Raw genomic sequence first — 15,788 nt, 5'->3', positions numbered from 1 at the left:
ATTGACTAAGAGACTGAAGGTTCTCTAACTTGAGCTTCTATGTTACTAGCTATAGATACAGATCTTTTTGCCATTGATATCAGCTAGCGTGATGGGAATCTCATAAAGTTGACTGAGCAGGTCAGCCTGCATGATTTGATTGGTTGTTCCCTTGCTAAAGACTTGACCGTCCTTGAAGGCAACAATTTCATCCGCATACTGACTGGCCATGTTGATATCGTGGAGAACGATGATAATGGTCTTGCCGAGCTCTGACACCAGTCGCTTGAGAATCTGCATCATACTGACGCTTTGCTTGATGTCGAGATTGTTGAGTGGTTCGTCCAGCAAGATAAAGTCCGTATCCTGGGCCAATACCATAGCGATAAAGACCCGCTGGAGTTGGCCTCCAGACAGGCTATCTATGTAGCGGTCTTTTAAGTTGGTCAGTTCTAAATAGTCCAGAGTTTCTCGGATTTTTTCCCAGTCTTCTGCTCTCAGTCGACCTCGGCTGTAGGGAAAACGTCCAAAACTGACCAGTTCTTCAACCGTCAATTTGGCTTGGTAATTGATTTTCTGCTTTAGGATAGTCAGTTCTTGAGCCAGTTCTTGTGAATTCCAGCTTTCGATTTCACGGCCTTTGATACTGAGTATTCCCTGATCCTTCTTGGTCAGTCTGCTCATGATGGAGAGGAGAGTTGATTTTCCAGCACCATTTGGACCGATAAAGGCTGTCAGTTTCTGAGGACTGATTTCAAGTGAAATGTCTTGCAAAATATCCTGTTTTTGAATGGATTTGTCAATGTTTTCCAGTTTCACTGACGCGCCCTCCTGTATAGTAAGATAAAGAATAAGAGACCACCTACGCTCTCGATGATCGTACTGATGCGAATTTCCAGAGCAAATACTCGTTCAATCAGGGCCTGCCCCAAGGTCAAGCTAATAAATCCAACCAGAATGGCTACGATAAAGAGTAACTTGTGCCGATAGTCTTTGACAATCAGGTAGGTGAGGTTAGCCAGCATAAAGCCGAAGAAGGCCATAGGTCCTACCAAGGCAGTGGCCGTTGAGGTCAAAAGCACGATGCCCCAGAGGAGTTCTTTCTGTTCTTTTTCAACATCGAGTCCCAATATCTGAGCCGTTTCTCTTTGTAGGTGCAAGACATCCAGAATGACTGCTTTCCGAATGAAAAAGATGGTCAAAGCAAGGATAATCATAGAGCCGATAGCTAGGATGGAAGTGTTGAGATGTTGAAAGGAGGCAAAGAGACTGTTCTGCAGTTTATCGTATTCGTTTGGATCCATCAGGACCTGAAGGAAGGTACTGATATTTCGAAAGAGACTTCCGAGGGCTAGACAGATTAGCAGGATGAAGACCAGGTCTTGTTTCATCAGTGTCTTCAAGTAGCCTTGTAAGGCAAGAAAGAAGAGGGATTGAAGTAGAAGCAAAACTAGGATTTCTAAGATAGGAGACTTCCCGAGTTGAAGAAACTTGCTTTCAAAAACCAGTAGTAGGGTTTGTAGTAGGACGTAGAAGGATTCGATTCCCAAAATACTTGGCGTCAGGAAACGATTTTCCGTCAGGGTTTGAAAACTAATGGTCGAAATCCCAGTCGCGATGGCTACCAAGAGATAAACAACTATCTTTTGGGAACGCAATTTCCAAGCAAAGACTGACAGGTGAGTAATGGGCCAAAAGTAGAGAAGACAAGCTCCGACGGCAAGAATAATGAGAAGGCAGAAGAGTTTGGTATGTTTGCTTTTAAACTGCATCTTTTCGTCCCCCTATCCAGAGAAGTAGGATAAAGACGAGGCTACCGATGATTCCTAGCAAGAGACTGACAGACAACTCATAGGGCCGAATCAGAACTCGGGATAGGATATCGCAGGCCAGAACTAGATTGACACCAACCAGTGCGACCATGAGTTTGGTCTGACTTAGATTATCTCCATAACGCTTGCGAACAAGATTGGGAACGATGACCCCGAGAAATGGCAAGCCACCCACGGTAATCATGGTGACACTAGTTGTTAGCGCCACCAGAAAGAGGGCCAGTTTTTCAAGTAGGGAGTAGGAAATCCCCAAACTTTCGCTAGTTTCTTTTCCTAGATTCATGATGGTAAAAGTTTGGGATAATTTCCAAACGGCTATCAGGATAATGAGGCCTAAAAAGAGCCATTCATACTGATGGGTCTGAATCATGGAGAAGGAGCCCTGGGTCCAGGCAGTCATACTCTGAACTAGATTGAAACGGTAGGCGATAACTTCTGTCACAGAACCGATAATCCCGCTATAGATGATCCCAATCAGAGGCAACATCCACCTTTCCTTTACAGTAAAAATGGTCATAAAGGCTAGGAAGAAGAGGGTGAATACGATGGATGAAACAAAAGCAAAGAGCATCTTTTGGGTTAGACTAGCCGACGGAAAGACAAAGAGGCTCAATACCATTCCCAGTTTGGCGGCTTCAGTGGTTCCAACTGTACTCGGAGCAGCAAACTGATTTTGAGTGATAGTCTGCATGAGAAGTCCTGCCATACTCATACTAGAGGCAGTCAGAAGAATGCTAATGGTCCTTGGAAGACGGGACTCTTGAAAGAGAAGCCAAGTTTCATGATCCAGTGCAAAGAGCTTTCCCCATGAAAAATCACTGGTCCCAATGCTAATAGAGAGAAAAATTAGGAGTAGAAGTAAGCCAATTAAATAATGAGAAAGTTTCATACCCCATCCTTTCATGTAGATTTGGTACCGAAAGATATCTGTGGATATTACTGTAACACGATTTCTTTAATCTGTCAATAAATTTTCTGACAATTTAATGTAAAAAGAAAGAAAAATTCCTGAAACAAGTGCTAAATCCCTCTTTTATAGGATAAACTTGCAAAACCCAATCTACCTTCCCGCTATCCTTCTCCTATAAAAAGTGGTAAAATGGATGAAAGAAAGAAGGAACTGAAATGACAACATTATTTTCAAAAATCAAAGAAGTAACAGAACTTGCTGCGATCTCAGGTCATGAAGCACCTGTCCGTGCTTATCTTCGTGAAAAGTTGACCCCGCACGTGGATGAAGTGGTGACAGATGGCTTGGGTGGTATTTTCGGAATTAAGCATTCAGAGGCTGCAGATGCACCGCGCGTCTTGGTCGCTTCTCACATGGATGAAGTTGGTTTTATGGTCAGCGAGATTAAGCCAGACGGTACCTTCCGTGTCGTTGAGATTGGCGGTTGGAATCCTATGGTGGTTAGTAGCCAGCGCTTTAAACTCTTTACTCGTGACGGTCGTGAAATTCCTGTGATTTCAGGTTCTGTTCCGCCACATTTGACTCGTGGTAAGGGCGGACCAACCATGCCAGCCATTGCAGATATCGTCTTTGATGGTGGTTTTGCGGACAAGACTGAGGCAGAAAGCTTTGGCATTCGTCCTGGCGACACCATCGTACCAGATAGTTCTGCAATCTTGACAGCCAATGAAAAAAATATCATCTCAAAAGCTTGGGACAATCGCTACGGTGTTCTTATGGTGAGCGAGTTGGCGGAAGCTCTGTCAGGTCAAAAACTGGGAAATGAACTCTATCTTGGCTCTAACGTCCAAGAAGAAGTTGGTCTCCGCGGTGCTCATACATCTACAACCAAGTTTGACCCAGAAGTATTCCTAGCAGTTGATTGCTCACCTGCTGGTGATGTGTATGGTGGCCAAGGCAAGATTGGAGATGGAACCTTGATTCGTTTCTACGATCCAGGTCACTTGCTTCTCCCAGGAATGAAGGATTTCCTTTTGACAACGGCTGAAGAAGCTGGTATCAAGTACCAATACTACTGTGGTAAAGGCGGAACAGACGCTGGCGCAGCTCATTTGAAAAATGGTGGTGTCCCATCTACAACAATCGGTGTTTGCGCTCGTTATATCCATTCTCATCAAACCCTCTACGCTATGGATGACTTCTTAGAAGCTCAAGCTTTCTTGCAAGCCTTGGTGAAAAAATTGGATCGTTCAACAGTTGACTTGATTAAAAATTATTAAACTTAAGGAGGTGGTAGGGATGGTAGAACCAAACCTAGAAAGCCTTGTAAAAGATCTTTACAATCATGCTCGACATGATTTGAGTGAAGATTTAGTTGCTGCTCTCCTAGAGACTGCTAAAAAACTACCTGCTACAAATGAGCAATTGCTGGCAGTTCGTCTCTCAGGCCTGGTCAATCGTGAATTGCTCCTAAATCCCAAACATCCGGCACCTGAGTTGCTCAACTTGGCTCGCTTTATCAAAAGAGAAGAAGCAAAGTACAGAGGAACTGCGGCTTCTGCGCTTATGTACGGGGAGCTCTTTAAAATGCTTTGATTCCATTGTGAATCAAAGCATTTTTCTATATGGTAGAAGAGTAATTCTTGATTAGGAGAAGAAAAAGCCATCCCATTTAGGATAGCTTCTTGGTTTTTAGATTTGTTCAGCGATGACTTTTTCAGCTAGATTCATAGCGTGGTCAGATACACGAGTATAGTGGGAAATGATGTCGATAAAGTTGACCCCAGCTTGTGTTGAACACTCACCCTTGTTGAGGCGTTTGATGTGGGTCTTTCTGAGAACACGCTCCATATTGTTGATTTCTTTATGGCGTTCAATCAGACTTTGAGCTTTTTCAATATCATTGTTTTCCACGCTATCAAGGGCATCCTTGATAAAGCCAGTGGTTTTTTGATAGATATCAGCCAATTCCTGCAAAGCAGCTTCAGAAAACTCAACATTTTTACGTTGAAGGTAGTCAGTCAGATTGATTAGGGCTTCAGCGTGATCCCCAATCCGTTCCAAATCACGGGATGAATCAAGGATGTTGGTCAGCACTTCACTTTCTTTCTGGCTAAGGGCTTCACTTGAAAGAGTAATAAGGTAACGAGTCAATTTTTCATCAATGGTATTGATGGCTTCTTCCGTCTTGTGGCCTTTTTCAGCAACCTTTTCATTGAGGTCAATGATGTAGTTGTATGAAAGGTCAAAGGCTTTAGAAGCATAATTTCCCAAGTGAAGGAGTTCTTTTTTGGCATTTCCTAAAGCGATGGAAGGAGATTGCTGGATAAGTTGCTCGTCGAGATAGAGGGGCTCGTACTTGACAACCTCGTCTTCACCAGGGATGAGCTTGGTTACAAAGTAGGCCAAGGCTCCGATGAATGGAAATTGTACAATGGTGTTACTGACGTTAAAGGCACCGTGAGAGAAGGCGATCGTCATCTCAGGTGAGAGGTGAAGGAGTGCCTGGAAGTACTCGATCATAGCAGTGAAGGGGCCTAATAAAATTAAGCAAAGAATGGTCCCTAGAACGTTAAAGGTAACGTGGGTTGCTGCAACACGTTTCGCAGAAACATTGGCTCCAGCTGCCGCAATGATAACGGTTAGGGTTGTCCCGATATTATCTCCGAAGAGAACTGGTAGTGAACCTTTAAGGTCAAGGAACCCACCTGCATAGAGGCCTTGCAAAATCCCGATTGTAGCCGAGGAAGCCTGGATGAGGACGGTAATCACTGCACCGGCCACCACTCCTAAAATGGGGTTTTGTCCCAAGGTGACCATATACTCCTTGAATTGTGGTAAATCTTTAAGTGGGCTCATACCGGCACTGATGAGGTTAAGGGCGTAGAAGATTCCCCCGACACCAAACAGGATGCGCCCGATATTGTTTGCTGTTCTGTTTTTTGTAAAGAAGAGGAACATGGTTCCAAGGAAAATCAAGGGTAAAGCATACTCACCTAGTTTGAAACCGATGATAAAGGAAGTAACGGTAGTTCCGATGTTAGCTCCCATGATAATTCCGATAGCCTGTCTAAGAGTGAGAAGACTAGCGCTGACCAGCCCAACCGTGATAACTGTAACCCCTGTACTTGACTGAATCAGGGCGGTCACGACAATCCCGACTAGAACACCTAAAAAGGGATTGCTAGTGTACTTGTCAATGTAAAAACGAAGGCGATCTCCAGCAGCTTGTTGCAAACCGTCTCCCATGGTCTTGATACTGTATAAAAACAGTCCTAGACCTCCTAAAAAGTGAAATAAAATTTCCTGCCAATTAATGGACATTTCTTTTTCCTCCGGAAAATAATAACGGAATTTCTCCTATTCTATTTTAAAGGATAAAAGTAAATCTCACAAGTGTTTAGCTGAGATTTTAGAAAGAAAATTCGTTAGAAAAAGCAAAAATAATATACTCTAGGATGTCACAAAGATTAAATATCGAAAAATCTTGTGAAATCTTTCCTTATATTTCCAAAGTGTGATATAATAGTTTCGAATAAAATAAATAAAGGGGTTTTTGTAACATGGCAAAACTTACTGTTAAAGACGTTGACTTGAAAGGTAAAAAAGTCCTCGTTCGTGTTGACTTCAACGTACCTGTAAAAGATGGCGTAATCACTAACGACAACCGTATCACTGCAGCTCTTCCAACTATCAAGTACATCCTTGAACAAGGTGGACGTGCAATCCTCTTCTCTCACCTTGGACGTGTAAAAGAAGAAGCAGATAAAGAAGGTAAGTCACTTGCTCCTGTAGCTGCTGACTTGGCTGCTAAATTGGGACAAGAAGTTAAATTTATCCCAGGTGTTACACGTGGTGCTGAATTGGAAGCCGCTGTTAACGCTCTTGAAGATGGACAAGTTCTCTTGGTTGAAAACACTCGTTACGAAGATGTTGACGGCAAAAAAGAATCTAAAAACGATTCTGAACTTGGTAAATACTGGGCATCACTTGGAGATGGTATCTTTGTAAACGATGCATTCGGTACAGCTCACCGCGCACACGCATCTAACGTTGGTATCTCAGCAAACGTTGAAAAAGCAGTTGCTGGTTTCCTTCTTGAAAACGAAATTGCCTACATCCAAGAAGCCGTTGAAGCTCCAGAACGTCCATTCGTGGCTATCCTTGGTGGTTCAAAAGTTTCAGACAAGATCGGTGTTATCGAAAACTTGCTTGAAAAAGCTGATAAAGTCCTTATCGGTGGTGGTATGACTTACACATTCTACAAAGCACAAGGTATCGAAATCGGTAACTCACTTGTAGAAGAAGACAAATTGGATGTTGCGAAAGCTCTTCTTGAAAAAGCAAACGGTAAATTGATCTTGCCAGTTGACTCAAAAGAAGCTAACGCATTTGCTGGCTACACTGAAGTGCGTGACACTGAAGGTGAAGCAGTTTCTGAAGGATTCCTTGGCCTTGATATCGGTCCAAAATCTATCGCTAAATTTGACGAAGCTTTGACTGGTGCCAAAACAGTTGTATGGAACGGACCTATGGGTGTCTTTGAAAACCCAGACTTCCAAGCTGGTACAATCGGTGTGATGGACGCTATCGTGAAACAACCAGGCGTTAAATCAATCATCGGTGGTGGTGACTCAGCTGCCGCAGCGATCAACCTTGGACGTGCAGACAAGTTCTCATGGATCTCTACTGGTGGTGGAGCTTCAATGGAACTCCTTGAAGGTAAAGTATTGCCAGGATTGGCTGCACTTACAGAAAAATAAGCTTTCCTAAATGAAACGATGAAAAGAGGAACTTTGTTTCCTCTTTTTCTTGTTGTTTGAATTAAAAACGTTTCCTATCGATTTTGGCTCATAAAATCAACTGATTTATGATAAAATGGAAATAGAAAGTTGAGATTATGAGTTATTTTAAAAAATATAAATTCGATAAATCCCAGTTCAGACTTGGTATGCGAACCTTTAAAACAGGTATTGCTGTTTTTCTAGTTCTCTTGATTTTTGGATTTTTTGGTTGGAAAGGCCTGCAAATCGGTGCTTTGACAGCCGTTTTTAGCCTGAGGGAGAGTTTTGATAAGAGTGTTCATTTTGGGACTTCGCGTATTCTAGGAAATAGTATCGGTGGCCTATACGCCCTGGTCTTCTTCTTATTAAATACCTTTTTCCACGAAGCCTTTTGGGTGACCTTGGTAGTTGTTCCAATCTGCACCATGTTAACCATTATGACAAATGTAGCCATGAACAACAAGACAGGAGTTATTGGTGGTGTAGCGGCTATGTTGATCATTACCCTATCAATACCAAGTGGAGAAACATTTTTGTACGTGTTTGCGCGCGTATTTGAAACATTTATGGGAGTTTTTGTCGCAATCCTTGTAAATTATGATATTGACCGTTTCAGAAATCTTTTAGAGAAAAAAAGATAATAATGTTACATTTTGTGACATTATTAATTGACGTATGGATTTTTTTAGACTATAATAGACAGAAAGAAGGAAATTGTAAATGAAGGAAAAAGAATTTCGTCGAAATATGGCTGTTTTTCCTATCGGTAGTGTGATGAAGTTGACCGATCTATCGGCGCGTCAGATTCGTTATTATGAAGATCAAGAGTTGATAAAGCCTGATCGAAACGAAGGGAACCGTCGCATGTATTCCTTGAATGACATGGATCGTTTGCTTGAGATCAAAGATTATATCTCTGAAGGTTTCAATATCGCTGCCATTAAGAAGAAATACGCTGAGCGTGAGGCGAAATCCAAGAAAGCAGTAAGCCCAACGGAGGTGCGTCGTGCGCTTCATAATGAGCTCCTCCAACAGGGACGCTTTGCTTCAGCGCAGTCACCTTTTGGTCGCGGTTAGGCAACCGCAAGTAGTCATAATTAAGGAGAAAACTCATGCCAATCACAGCTGCAGATATTCGTCGTGAAGTCAAGGAAAAAAATGTTACCTTTATCCGTCTCATGTTCTCAGATATTTTAGGAACCATGAAAAACGTCGAAATTCCTGCTACAGATGAACAGTTAGATAAGGTCTTGTCAAATAAGGCTATGTTTGATGGATCTTCTATTGAAGGTTTTGTACGTATCAATGAGTCAGATATGTACTTGTACCCAGACTTGGATACATGGACAGTCTTCCCGTGGGGAGATGAAAATGGAAGTGTTGCAGGTTTGATCTGTGATGTCTATACAACAGAAGGTGAACCATTTGCAGGTGACCCTCGTGGCAATTTGAAACGTGCTCTTCGTCACATGGAGGAAGTAGGATTCAAATCGTTCAACCTTGGACCAGAGCCAGAATTCTTCCTATTTAAACTTGATGAAAATGGAGACCCAACACTTGAAGTAAATGATAAGGGTGGCTACTTTGATTTGGCGCCTACTGACCTTGCGGACAACACACGTCGTGAGATTGTGAATGTCTTGACCAAAATGGGATTTGAAGTAGAAGCGAGTCACCACGAGGTTGCGGTTGGACAACATGAAATTGACTTCAAGTATGATGAAGTCCTCCGTGCCTGTGACAAGATTCAAATCTTTAAACTCGTTGTTAAAACGATTGCTCGTAAACATGGTTTGTACGCAACCTTTATGGCAAAACCAAAATTTGGTATTGCCGGATCAGGTATGCACTGTAATATGTCCTTGTTTGATGCAGAAGGAAACAATGCCTTCTTTGATCCAAATGATCCAAAAGGAATGCAGTTGTCAGAAACGGCCTACCATTTCCTCGGTGGTTTGATTAAGCATGCCTACAACTATACTGCTATCATGAATCCAACGGTTAACTCATACAAACGTTTGGTTCCGGGTTATGAAGCTCCTGTTTATATTGCTTGGGCTGGTCGTAACCGTTCGCCACTTGTGCGTGTACCTGCTTCACGTGGTATGGGAACTCGTCTTGAGTTGCGTTCAGTGGATCCGATGGCAAACCCATACATCGCTATGGCTGTTCTTTTGGAGGTTGGTTTGCATGGTATTGAAAACAAAATAGAAGCACCAGCTCCTATCGAAGAAAATATCTACATCATGACAGCAGAAGAGCGCAAGGAAGCTGGCATTACAGACCTTCCATCAACCCTTCACAACGCTTTGAAAGCTCTGACTGAAGATGAAGTTGTCAGAGCGGCTCTTGGAGAACATATCTATACTAGTTTCCTTGAAGCCAAACGAATCGAATGGGCAAGTTATGCAACCTTCGTTTCACAATGGGAAGTTGATAATTATCTTGATTTGTATTAATAGCAGAAAAGAGGTTGTTCGAATGGGCAATCTTTTTTTATTTTTTGCAATGTTATAAAAGTATTTTGATGCAAATTTTAGTATAGGCAATTCGCATTTCTTAGCTTGCTTACAATTATGCATCGGAAATGGGAATATTCTGACAAATTTCAGAAGTGACACCAACTTGTTTTTTGGGATGTCCCTGTAATATATGAATTTATCGGCTTTTTGAATTCTTTTAGAAAGTTGAATATTTGAAAAAATATTGCTTGAAAAATGCTGTGATAAGTGGTATAATGTCATCTAGCATGAATGTAATAAAACGATTTTTTAGGGTATATTGATATATTAAATGAATAAAGAACATTCATGGTATTTTACTATTATAAGAAAGGAGACGTTATGCAAAAAGACAAGTGGTGGCTACCATTTTTAGCGGTGGTGGTCATCATAGGTTTAGTGGTGGGTTTACTTTATTACACCAGACCCACTAAGGATGGAAACATAGGCGATTCATCGGTTCAGCAATCAACTTCGAGTGATGAGAACAATACAGCTTTGAGTTTAAAAGGTCAACAACTTCCAGAATTTAAAATGACCACTCAAAAAGGTATATTGATTGCTAGTTCAGAGCTGTATGATAAACCCATGTTAGTTGTGGAATGGGCTAGTTGGTGTCCGCATTGTCAGAAACAACTACCTATTGTTCAGCAGATGTATGAGAAGTATGGAGACCAAATTCATTTTGTTCTATTGAATTTGAACGAACCAGGTAAAGAAACAAAGGAAAGTGCGGATCAGTATATCAAAGAAAAAGGATATACCTTCCCGTATTATTATGACGAAGATCAGTCCGCGGCCGATCTTTTACAGGTTCAAACTATACCAAGTATGTATCTTGTAACAAAACAGCAACAGGTAAAGAATGTATTAGTAAATCATACCACTGCTGAAAACTTCTCGAAAGAGTTGCAAGAACTACTAGATTAATATATCTGCTATAGAAAAAAGGAGGAAGAAATCGCAATAAGATTTCAGAAAATAACATGAAAGATTTCATCAAAAAGGTCTCCATTTTGTTCATGATTTTGTTCATATCTATTCCGTTAGGATTTGCAAGTATGTTATTCGGAAGAACGGCTTCAGCAGAAGGTATTGAAACAACACAAGTTGGATCGAATACAAAAATAACACAAAATGGTTGTTACCGTAAAATTGAAAAAACAGAGAAAATTGCTTGGTCGGTTCCAAGACAACCAATCGATCTTGTTATTCTGCAGGATGCAAGTGGGTCATTCCGAGAAACGATTCCAAGTGTCAAACGTGCTCTTAAACGTTTGACAACATATGTTCGTCCGGAACAATATGATGAGACAAATCCTTATCTCGTTAAGACTGACGACCCTCGGACAACTGACCGCGTTTTCGTAGCTTCTTACCAAGGTCTGGATCAGGTGCGTTACTTTAATAATAACGATTTCAGTGGCAATCCTACAGGTACATTTACCGATCCGAATATAACTGGTAAACACTATACCTATGGGAATAGCGGCTTAACAAGCGATCAAAATAAAGTTCATAAATTCATTGATAATATTGCAGTTGATGGTGGAACTCCAACTGTTCCAGCCATTCAAGATACGATCGATCAGTACAACCGTGTCAAAGGGAATATGGAAAACGGTCGTAAGACAGTCTTCCTCCTGGTAACGGATGGGGTAGCCAATGGTTACCGTCTGCCAGGGTCTAACACAGTTGTAATGGATAAGAGCTATACAAGAACGTGGGCTATCCAACGTGCTTGGGGAGTAAATAGCTATCCAGAAGCTGCTCAAGATATTACTGGTCGTGCCAATGAGTTGAGAGATGCTGGTGATCAGCTGAAAGCAGCGGTTGGTTCAGAAGGTTCTGTGGTTGTAGGTTTCTGGGAACGTGTTAATACCTTCACTGAACCATATTATCAATATGGTCGTGCTTATCTGAATGGTTTTGGCAATACGATTAATATTGGGGACAACCGTTCAGTTCAAGAAATTTTCCATGATGCTCTTCAATCGATGGCTTCACCAGACAAAGAAGTGAATGGCAAAAATATATCTTTCTATGTCAATGAACAAAATGATATTAACAGATTTTCAAATCGAATCCTAGAATCTGTAATGGCAGCCTTGATTAAGGAAGATATCACTGGTGAGTTTGATATTACACCGGGTTACAAAGTTGATGCCATCCGTATCAATGGTAAGAAAATTGTTTCGGAAGTCAAAGACTCGACAAAAGAAATTCGTGGGAAAATTACACAAAATGGAGATAAAGTTACTATCTCTGTACCAGAGAGTGTCTTTAACCCAGGTGACAACAAATTTGACTATGATTTGAGTAAGGAAGCACACGTTGCTGCTATTGAAGAAGAAGATGAAGTTGATCCACCTGCAGACTATGTACCTCAAAAAGAGAAGGTCCCTGTCCCTGAATTAACGGGTACTTTTAAAGCTGGTGAGTTTGAAACTGGGAAGATAGGTGGAAGCAATGAAACTGTTGAAGTTCAAGAACTTGCCTACTGTTATCCAAGTGTAACTAAGAAGATAGACGACGCAGACAAAAGTAATGACTTGGGTGAAATTGAGGATCCGCTTGCTTTGACGAAGAAAAAAGCTTATTCAGCTCAATTGTCAGACAAGGCAGAAGAATTTACTTACACTCTTGATTATAACTTCAACAACGTTCCAAATGAATTCAAGCAAAATGTCATGCTGACAGATCCGCTTGACTATCGCTTGGAAGTTGTAGGTCACCATGCTTCTGGTCCTAATGGTACCATCATGACTCGTGTTGTGAAACAAAATGATGAACTTGGAAATGAACAAGACGTTGTTGTTGCGGACGTACCAAGTGTGAATGGCTATGATTACTTACTCTTTAAGAAAGCTCAAATGACCATCAAGGTTCGTTTGAAGGAGAAATACCGAAATAATCAGGCAAGCAAGGAATTCATGGCTCTTCTTCAGGAAAATGATGGATTTGGTCTCCTAAACCAAGGGAACATCATGTGGAATGGTGAGGATAATAATCCTGATCCAAGTAAACATGCTAAGACAACTGACAAACCAAGCACAATCCGCCGTTCAAACCCAGTCTATGTTAAACCACCAGTAGTAACAGAGATTACGAAGAAGGTTAATGACAAAGAACATGAAGATTTGAAAGCAGAAGAGGAACTCTTTGAGTACAAGGTGACTGCTCCATGGCCAGGTATTGCGGACAACTTTACGCTGACAGATACAGTTGTTCCAGAGTTAGAAGTTCAAGCAGATAGTTTGAATGTAAAACTCGGTGGAAAAGATAACGCTGATTTGAAAGGTGCGACAACCGTTTCAGGTCAAACCGTTTCGTTGACACTAGACAAAACTAATCTTGAAAAAATCACTCGTAAAGTGAATCGCCGTAAGGTGAAAGACATTCAATATGTAGAATTAACCTTTAAGGCGAAAATCCGTAAAGGTGCTGATCTTTCTAAATACAAGAAAGATGGTCAAGTAAAAGTACCAAATACAGCGGATGTGATCTTGAACGATGTGAAACAAACATCTAACGAAGTAACGGTTACCCCACCAAAACCAAAAGAACCAACGATTGATAAGAAAATCAATGAAAACTTGGATAGCTTCCAAACGTTTGATGGGCAACCTTACACTTACAACATCACTACAAACATCCCTGCAGACATTGCTTCTTATAAGAAGTTTGTAATCAGCGATACCCTTGATAATGACTTGGAATTCGATGGCGAAGCTTCTATTAAAGGTGATGCTGCTGACCTCTTCACGGTAGAAAAGAACGGTCAAACTGTTACTGCAACTGTGAAAGATGGAAAATTTGCAGACCTTGCTAAATACACTACAGTTGAATTGGTAATTCCTGCAAAAGTTAAAAATGGTGTTACAGGTAAAGTTATCGATAACAAAGCAAGTATTTCATTTACAAATGAAAACAATGTAGAGAAAGAAGTTGAATCGAAACCTGTCACCGTAACGCCACCTCCTGTAACGAAGAAGATCAATGAAACACTTGATCACTTAGATATTCCTACAGGTCAAGCATACAACTACAACATCAAGACAAAACTTCCAACAGATATTACAGATTACAAGAAATTTGTGATTACAGATACACTTGAAGGAGATTTGTCAGTTATCAATGAAACTTCAAGCAAACCAGTTATCAAAGGAGCAGCTGCAGCCTTCTTCGATGTAACAGTTGAGGGTCAAACCGTGACTGCAACGATGAAGGACTTTGCGAAGGCTACAGACCTTGCTGGTCAAGAAGTGGAATTGATTATTCCGGCTAAGATCAATGATGGAGTGACTCGTATCAACATTCCAAATACTGCGAAGTTCAGCTTCACAGATAAGAACGATCATAGCGGAGAAAAAGAAACGAAACCTGTCACCGTAACCCCTCCATCAGAGCCAGGTGTTGATAAGAAAATCAACGAAACACTGACAGAGGCAACAATCGGGGCAGAAACGGACTTCACATATAATATCAAAGCGAAATTGCCAAATGATATTACAACGTACAAGTCCTTCGTTGTAACAGATACCTTGGATGAGAACTTGACTCCAGGTCAAGCTGAAATCAAGGGAGCGGCAGCGAAATTCTTCGATGTAACAGTTCAAGGTCAAACCGTGACTGCAACGATGAAAGATTTTGCGAATGCGGGTGACTACGGTAACCAAGAAGTAGAGCTCGTGATTCATGCCAAAGTGAAGAAAGACTCAAAAGTTCCATCTATTGAGAACAAAGCTAAGATTACTTATACCAACAAGAATGACCAACAAGGTGAGAAAGAAACCAAACCGGTTACTGTGACTCCACCGCCAATCACTAAGAAGGTGAATGGTCAGGAACATGCAGATCTTGGTAAGTTATCAGAAGTCTTCACGTATACGATTGACTCAACGGTTCCACACGTGGCAGATACCTTCACCATTTCAGATGATATCGTCAAAGAATTGGCATTTGAAGGGGAAGCAACTGTCACTGTTGACGGCCAAGCTGTTCAAGATTTGACTGTGAAAACAGAAGGTCAAACCTTGACAGTCACATTTGGAAAAGATCAAGTGAAACAATATGCTGGTAAAGCAGTCCAAGTTTCATTCAATGCCAAGATTAAAGATGGCATCACTTTCGATGCTCTCTTGACTGCTTATCCAAATGAAGCAAAAGACAAGCCAGTAGTACCAAATACTGCTAGCTACATCATTAATGATAATCCTGATTCTAAGAAAGAATCAAAACCAGTCACTGTCACTCCACCGCCAACAACAACTCCAAAGCTTAAGAAGGAAGTAAACGGAGCAGAACGTTACGATCTTGCAAAACGTAATGAAGAATTTACTTATACTTTGAAAACAACAATGCCTGCCAATGCAACTGTATTTGAGATGACAGACGAGTTGAAAGAAGTTCTAGAATTTGTTGGTGAGAATGCTTCAGCTACTGTTAAACTCGATGGTGAGGATGCAGGATCGAAGGCGACAGTAACAATTTCTGGCCAAGTGATCAAAGTTGCCTTTACAGAAGCTTCTGTAAAAGCAGATGCCGGTAAGTCTATTGAAGTGAATTTCAAGGCTAAGATTAGAGATAATGCCAACTTATCAGCTTATGTGAATAAAGATGGTAAGACAGAGATTCCGAATAAGGCTTCTTATGACATCGATCACAATCCGAAATATCACAAGGACTCGAACGAAGTTCCAGTAACTCCACCGACTCCAGAAGAGCCAGAAATCAAGAAAGATGTGAACGGCAAAGAAGCTGAAACTCTTGACAAACGCGA

The 15,788-nt window shown here is 41.2% G+C and carries 12 protein-coding genes; 8 read left to right on the top strand and 4 right to left on the bottom strand.

All coding sequences use genetic code 11. From position 1 onward, the window contains the following. Window positions 1–45 precede the first annotated feature (45 nt). The 3 genes from B7698_RS02160 to B7698_RS02150 are packed head-to-tail and all read right to left on the bottom strand — an operon-like array spanning window position 46 to window position 2,700. A complete protein-coding gene (locus tag B7698_RS02160; protein ID WP_084864503.1) occupies window positions 46–798 on the bottom strand; it encodes an iron ABC transporter ATP-binding protein in 753 nt (250 codons plus the stop codon). Then, the gene (locus tag B7698_RS02155) at window positions 795–1,751 is read right to left on the bottom strand and encodes an iron chelate uptake ABC transporter family permease subunit (protein WP_084864502.1); all 957 of its coding nucleotides are present in this window, start codon (window positions 1,749–1,751) and stop codon (window positions 795–797) included. The genes B7698_RS02160 and B7698_RS02155 overlap by 4 nt, the downstream gene beginning before the upstream one ends. Beyond that, the gene (locus B7698_RS02150; RefSeq protein WP_192855091.1) at window positions 1,741–2,700 is read right to left on the bottom strand and encodes an ABC transporter permease; all 960 of its coding nucleotides are present in this window, start codon (window positions 2,698–2,700) and stop codon (window positions 1,741–1,743) included. The genes B7698_RS02155 and B7698_RS02150 overlap by 11 nt, the downstream gene beginning before the upstream one ends. A 236-nt stretch (window positions 2,701–2,936) precedes the next feature. On the opposite strand from B7698_RS02150, the gene pepA reads away from it, so the two are divergent. Continuing rightward, window positions 2,937–4,001 (top strand): glutamyl aminopeptidase, encoded by a 1,065-nt coding sequence (gene pepA / locus B7698_RS02145; protein ID WP_084864500.1) that lies wholly within the window; start codon window positions 2,937–2,939, stop codon window positions 3,999–4,001. Window positions 4,002–4,020: 19 nt separating this feature from the next. Next, window positions 4,021–4,317, top strand: coding sequence for a bacteriocin immunity family protein (locus tag B7698_RS02140; protein ID WP_084864499.1), 297 nt, complete (start codon window positions 4,021–4,023; stop codon window positions 4,315–4,317). Between the two features lie 96 nt (window positions 4,318–4,413). Here B7698_RS02140 and B7698_RS02135 read toward each other — a convergent pair whose 3' ends face one another. After that, window positions 4,414–6,045: a Na/Pi cotransporter family protein gene (locus tag B7698_RS02135; RefSeq protein WP_084864498.1), complete on the bottom strand. Its 1,632-nt coding sequence runs from the start codon at window positions 6,043–6,045 to the stop codon at window positions 4,414–4,416. 239 nt (window positions 6,046–6,284) lie between these two features. Between B7698_RS02135 and B7698_RS02130 the strand changes: the two genes are divergently transcribed. The 6 genes from B7698_RS02130 to B7698_RS02105 all read left to right on the top strand — a co-directional run. Beyond that, the gene (locus B7698_RS02130; RefSeq protein ID WP_084864497.1) at window positions 6,285–7,484 is read left to right on the top strand and encodes a phosphoglycerate kinase; all 1,200 of its coding nucleotides are present in this window, start codon (window positions 6,285–6,287) and stop codon (window positions 7,482–7,484) included. A 137-nt stretch (window positions 7,485–7,621) separates the two neighbouring features. Beyond that, entirely contained in the window at window positions 7,622–8,146 is a 525-nt protein-coding gene (locus B7698_RS02125; protein ID WP_084864496.1) for an FUSC family protein, read from the top strand. 79 nt (window positions 8,147–8,225) lie between these two features. Further along, window positions 8,226–8,582: a transcriptional repressor GlnR gene (gene glnR / locus B7698_RS02120; protein ID WP_000659541.1), complete on the top strand. Its 357-nt coding sequence runs from the start codon at window positions 8,226–8,228 to the stop codon at window positions 8,580–8,582. Window positions 8,583–8,617: 35 nt separating this feature from the next. After that, window positions 8,618–9,964, top strand: a complete 1,347-nt coding sequence (glnA, locus tag B7698_RS02115; RefSeq protein ID WP_084864495.1) for a type I glutamate--ammonia ligase — start codon at window positions 8,618–8,620, stop codon at window positions 9,962–9,964. A 384-nt stretch (window positions 9,965–10,348) separates the two neighbouring features. Then, window positions 10,349–10,936, top strand: a complete 588-nt coding sequence (locus tag B7698_RS02110) for a TlpA family protein disulfide reductase (protein ID WP_084864494.1) — start codon at window positions 10,349–10,351, stop codon at window positions 10,934–10,936. Between the two features lie 56 nt (window positions 10,937–10,992). After that, window positions 10,993–15,788, top strand: a 4,796-nt coding sequence (locus B7698_RS02105; protein WP_142358046.1) for an isopeptide-forming domain-containing fimbrial protein, incomplete at its 3' end; no start/stop codon positions are given.

Origin of the sequence: Streptococcus mitis (assembly GCF_002096855.1) — a bacterium.
Lineage (GTDB): Bacteria > Bacillota > Bacilli > Lactobacillales > Streptococcaceae > Streptococcus > Streptococcus mitis_Y.
The sequence above is the reverse complement of the archived record's forward strand: the minus strand, read 5'-3'. Positions and strand labels throughout refer to the sequence as shown.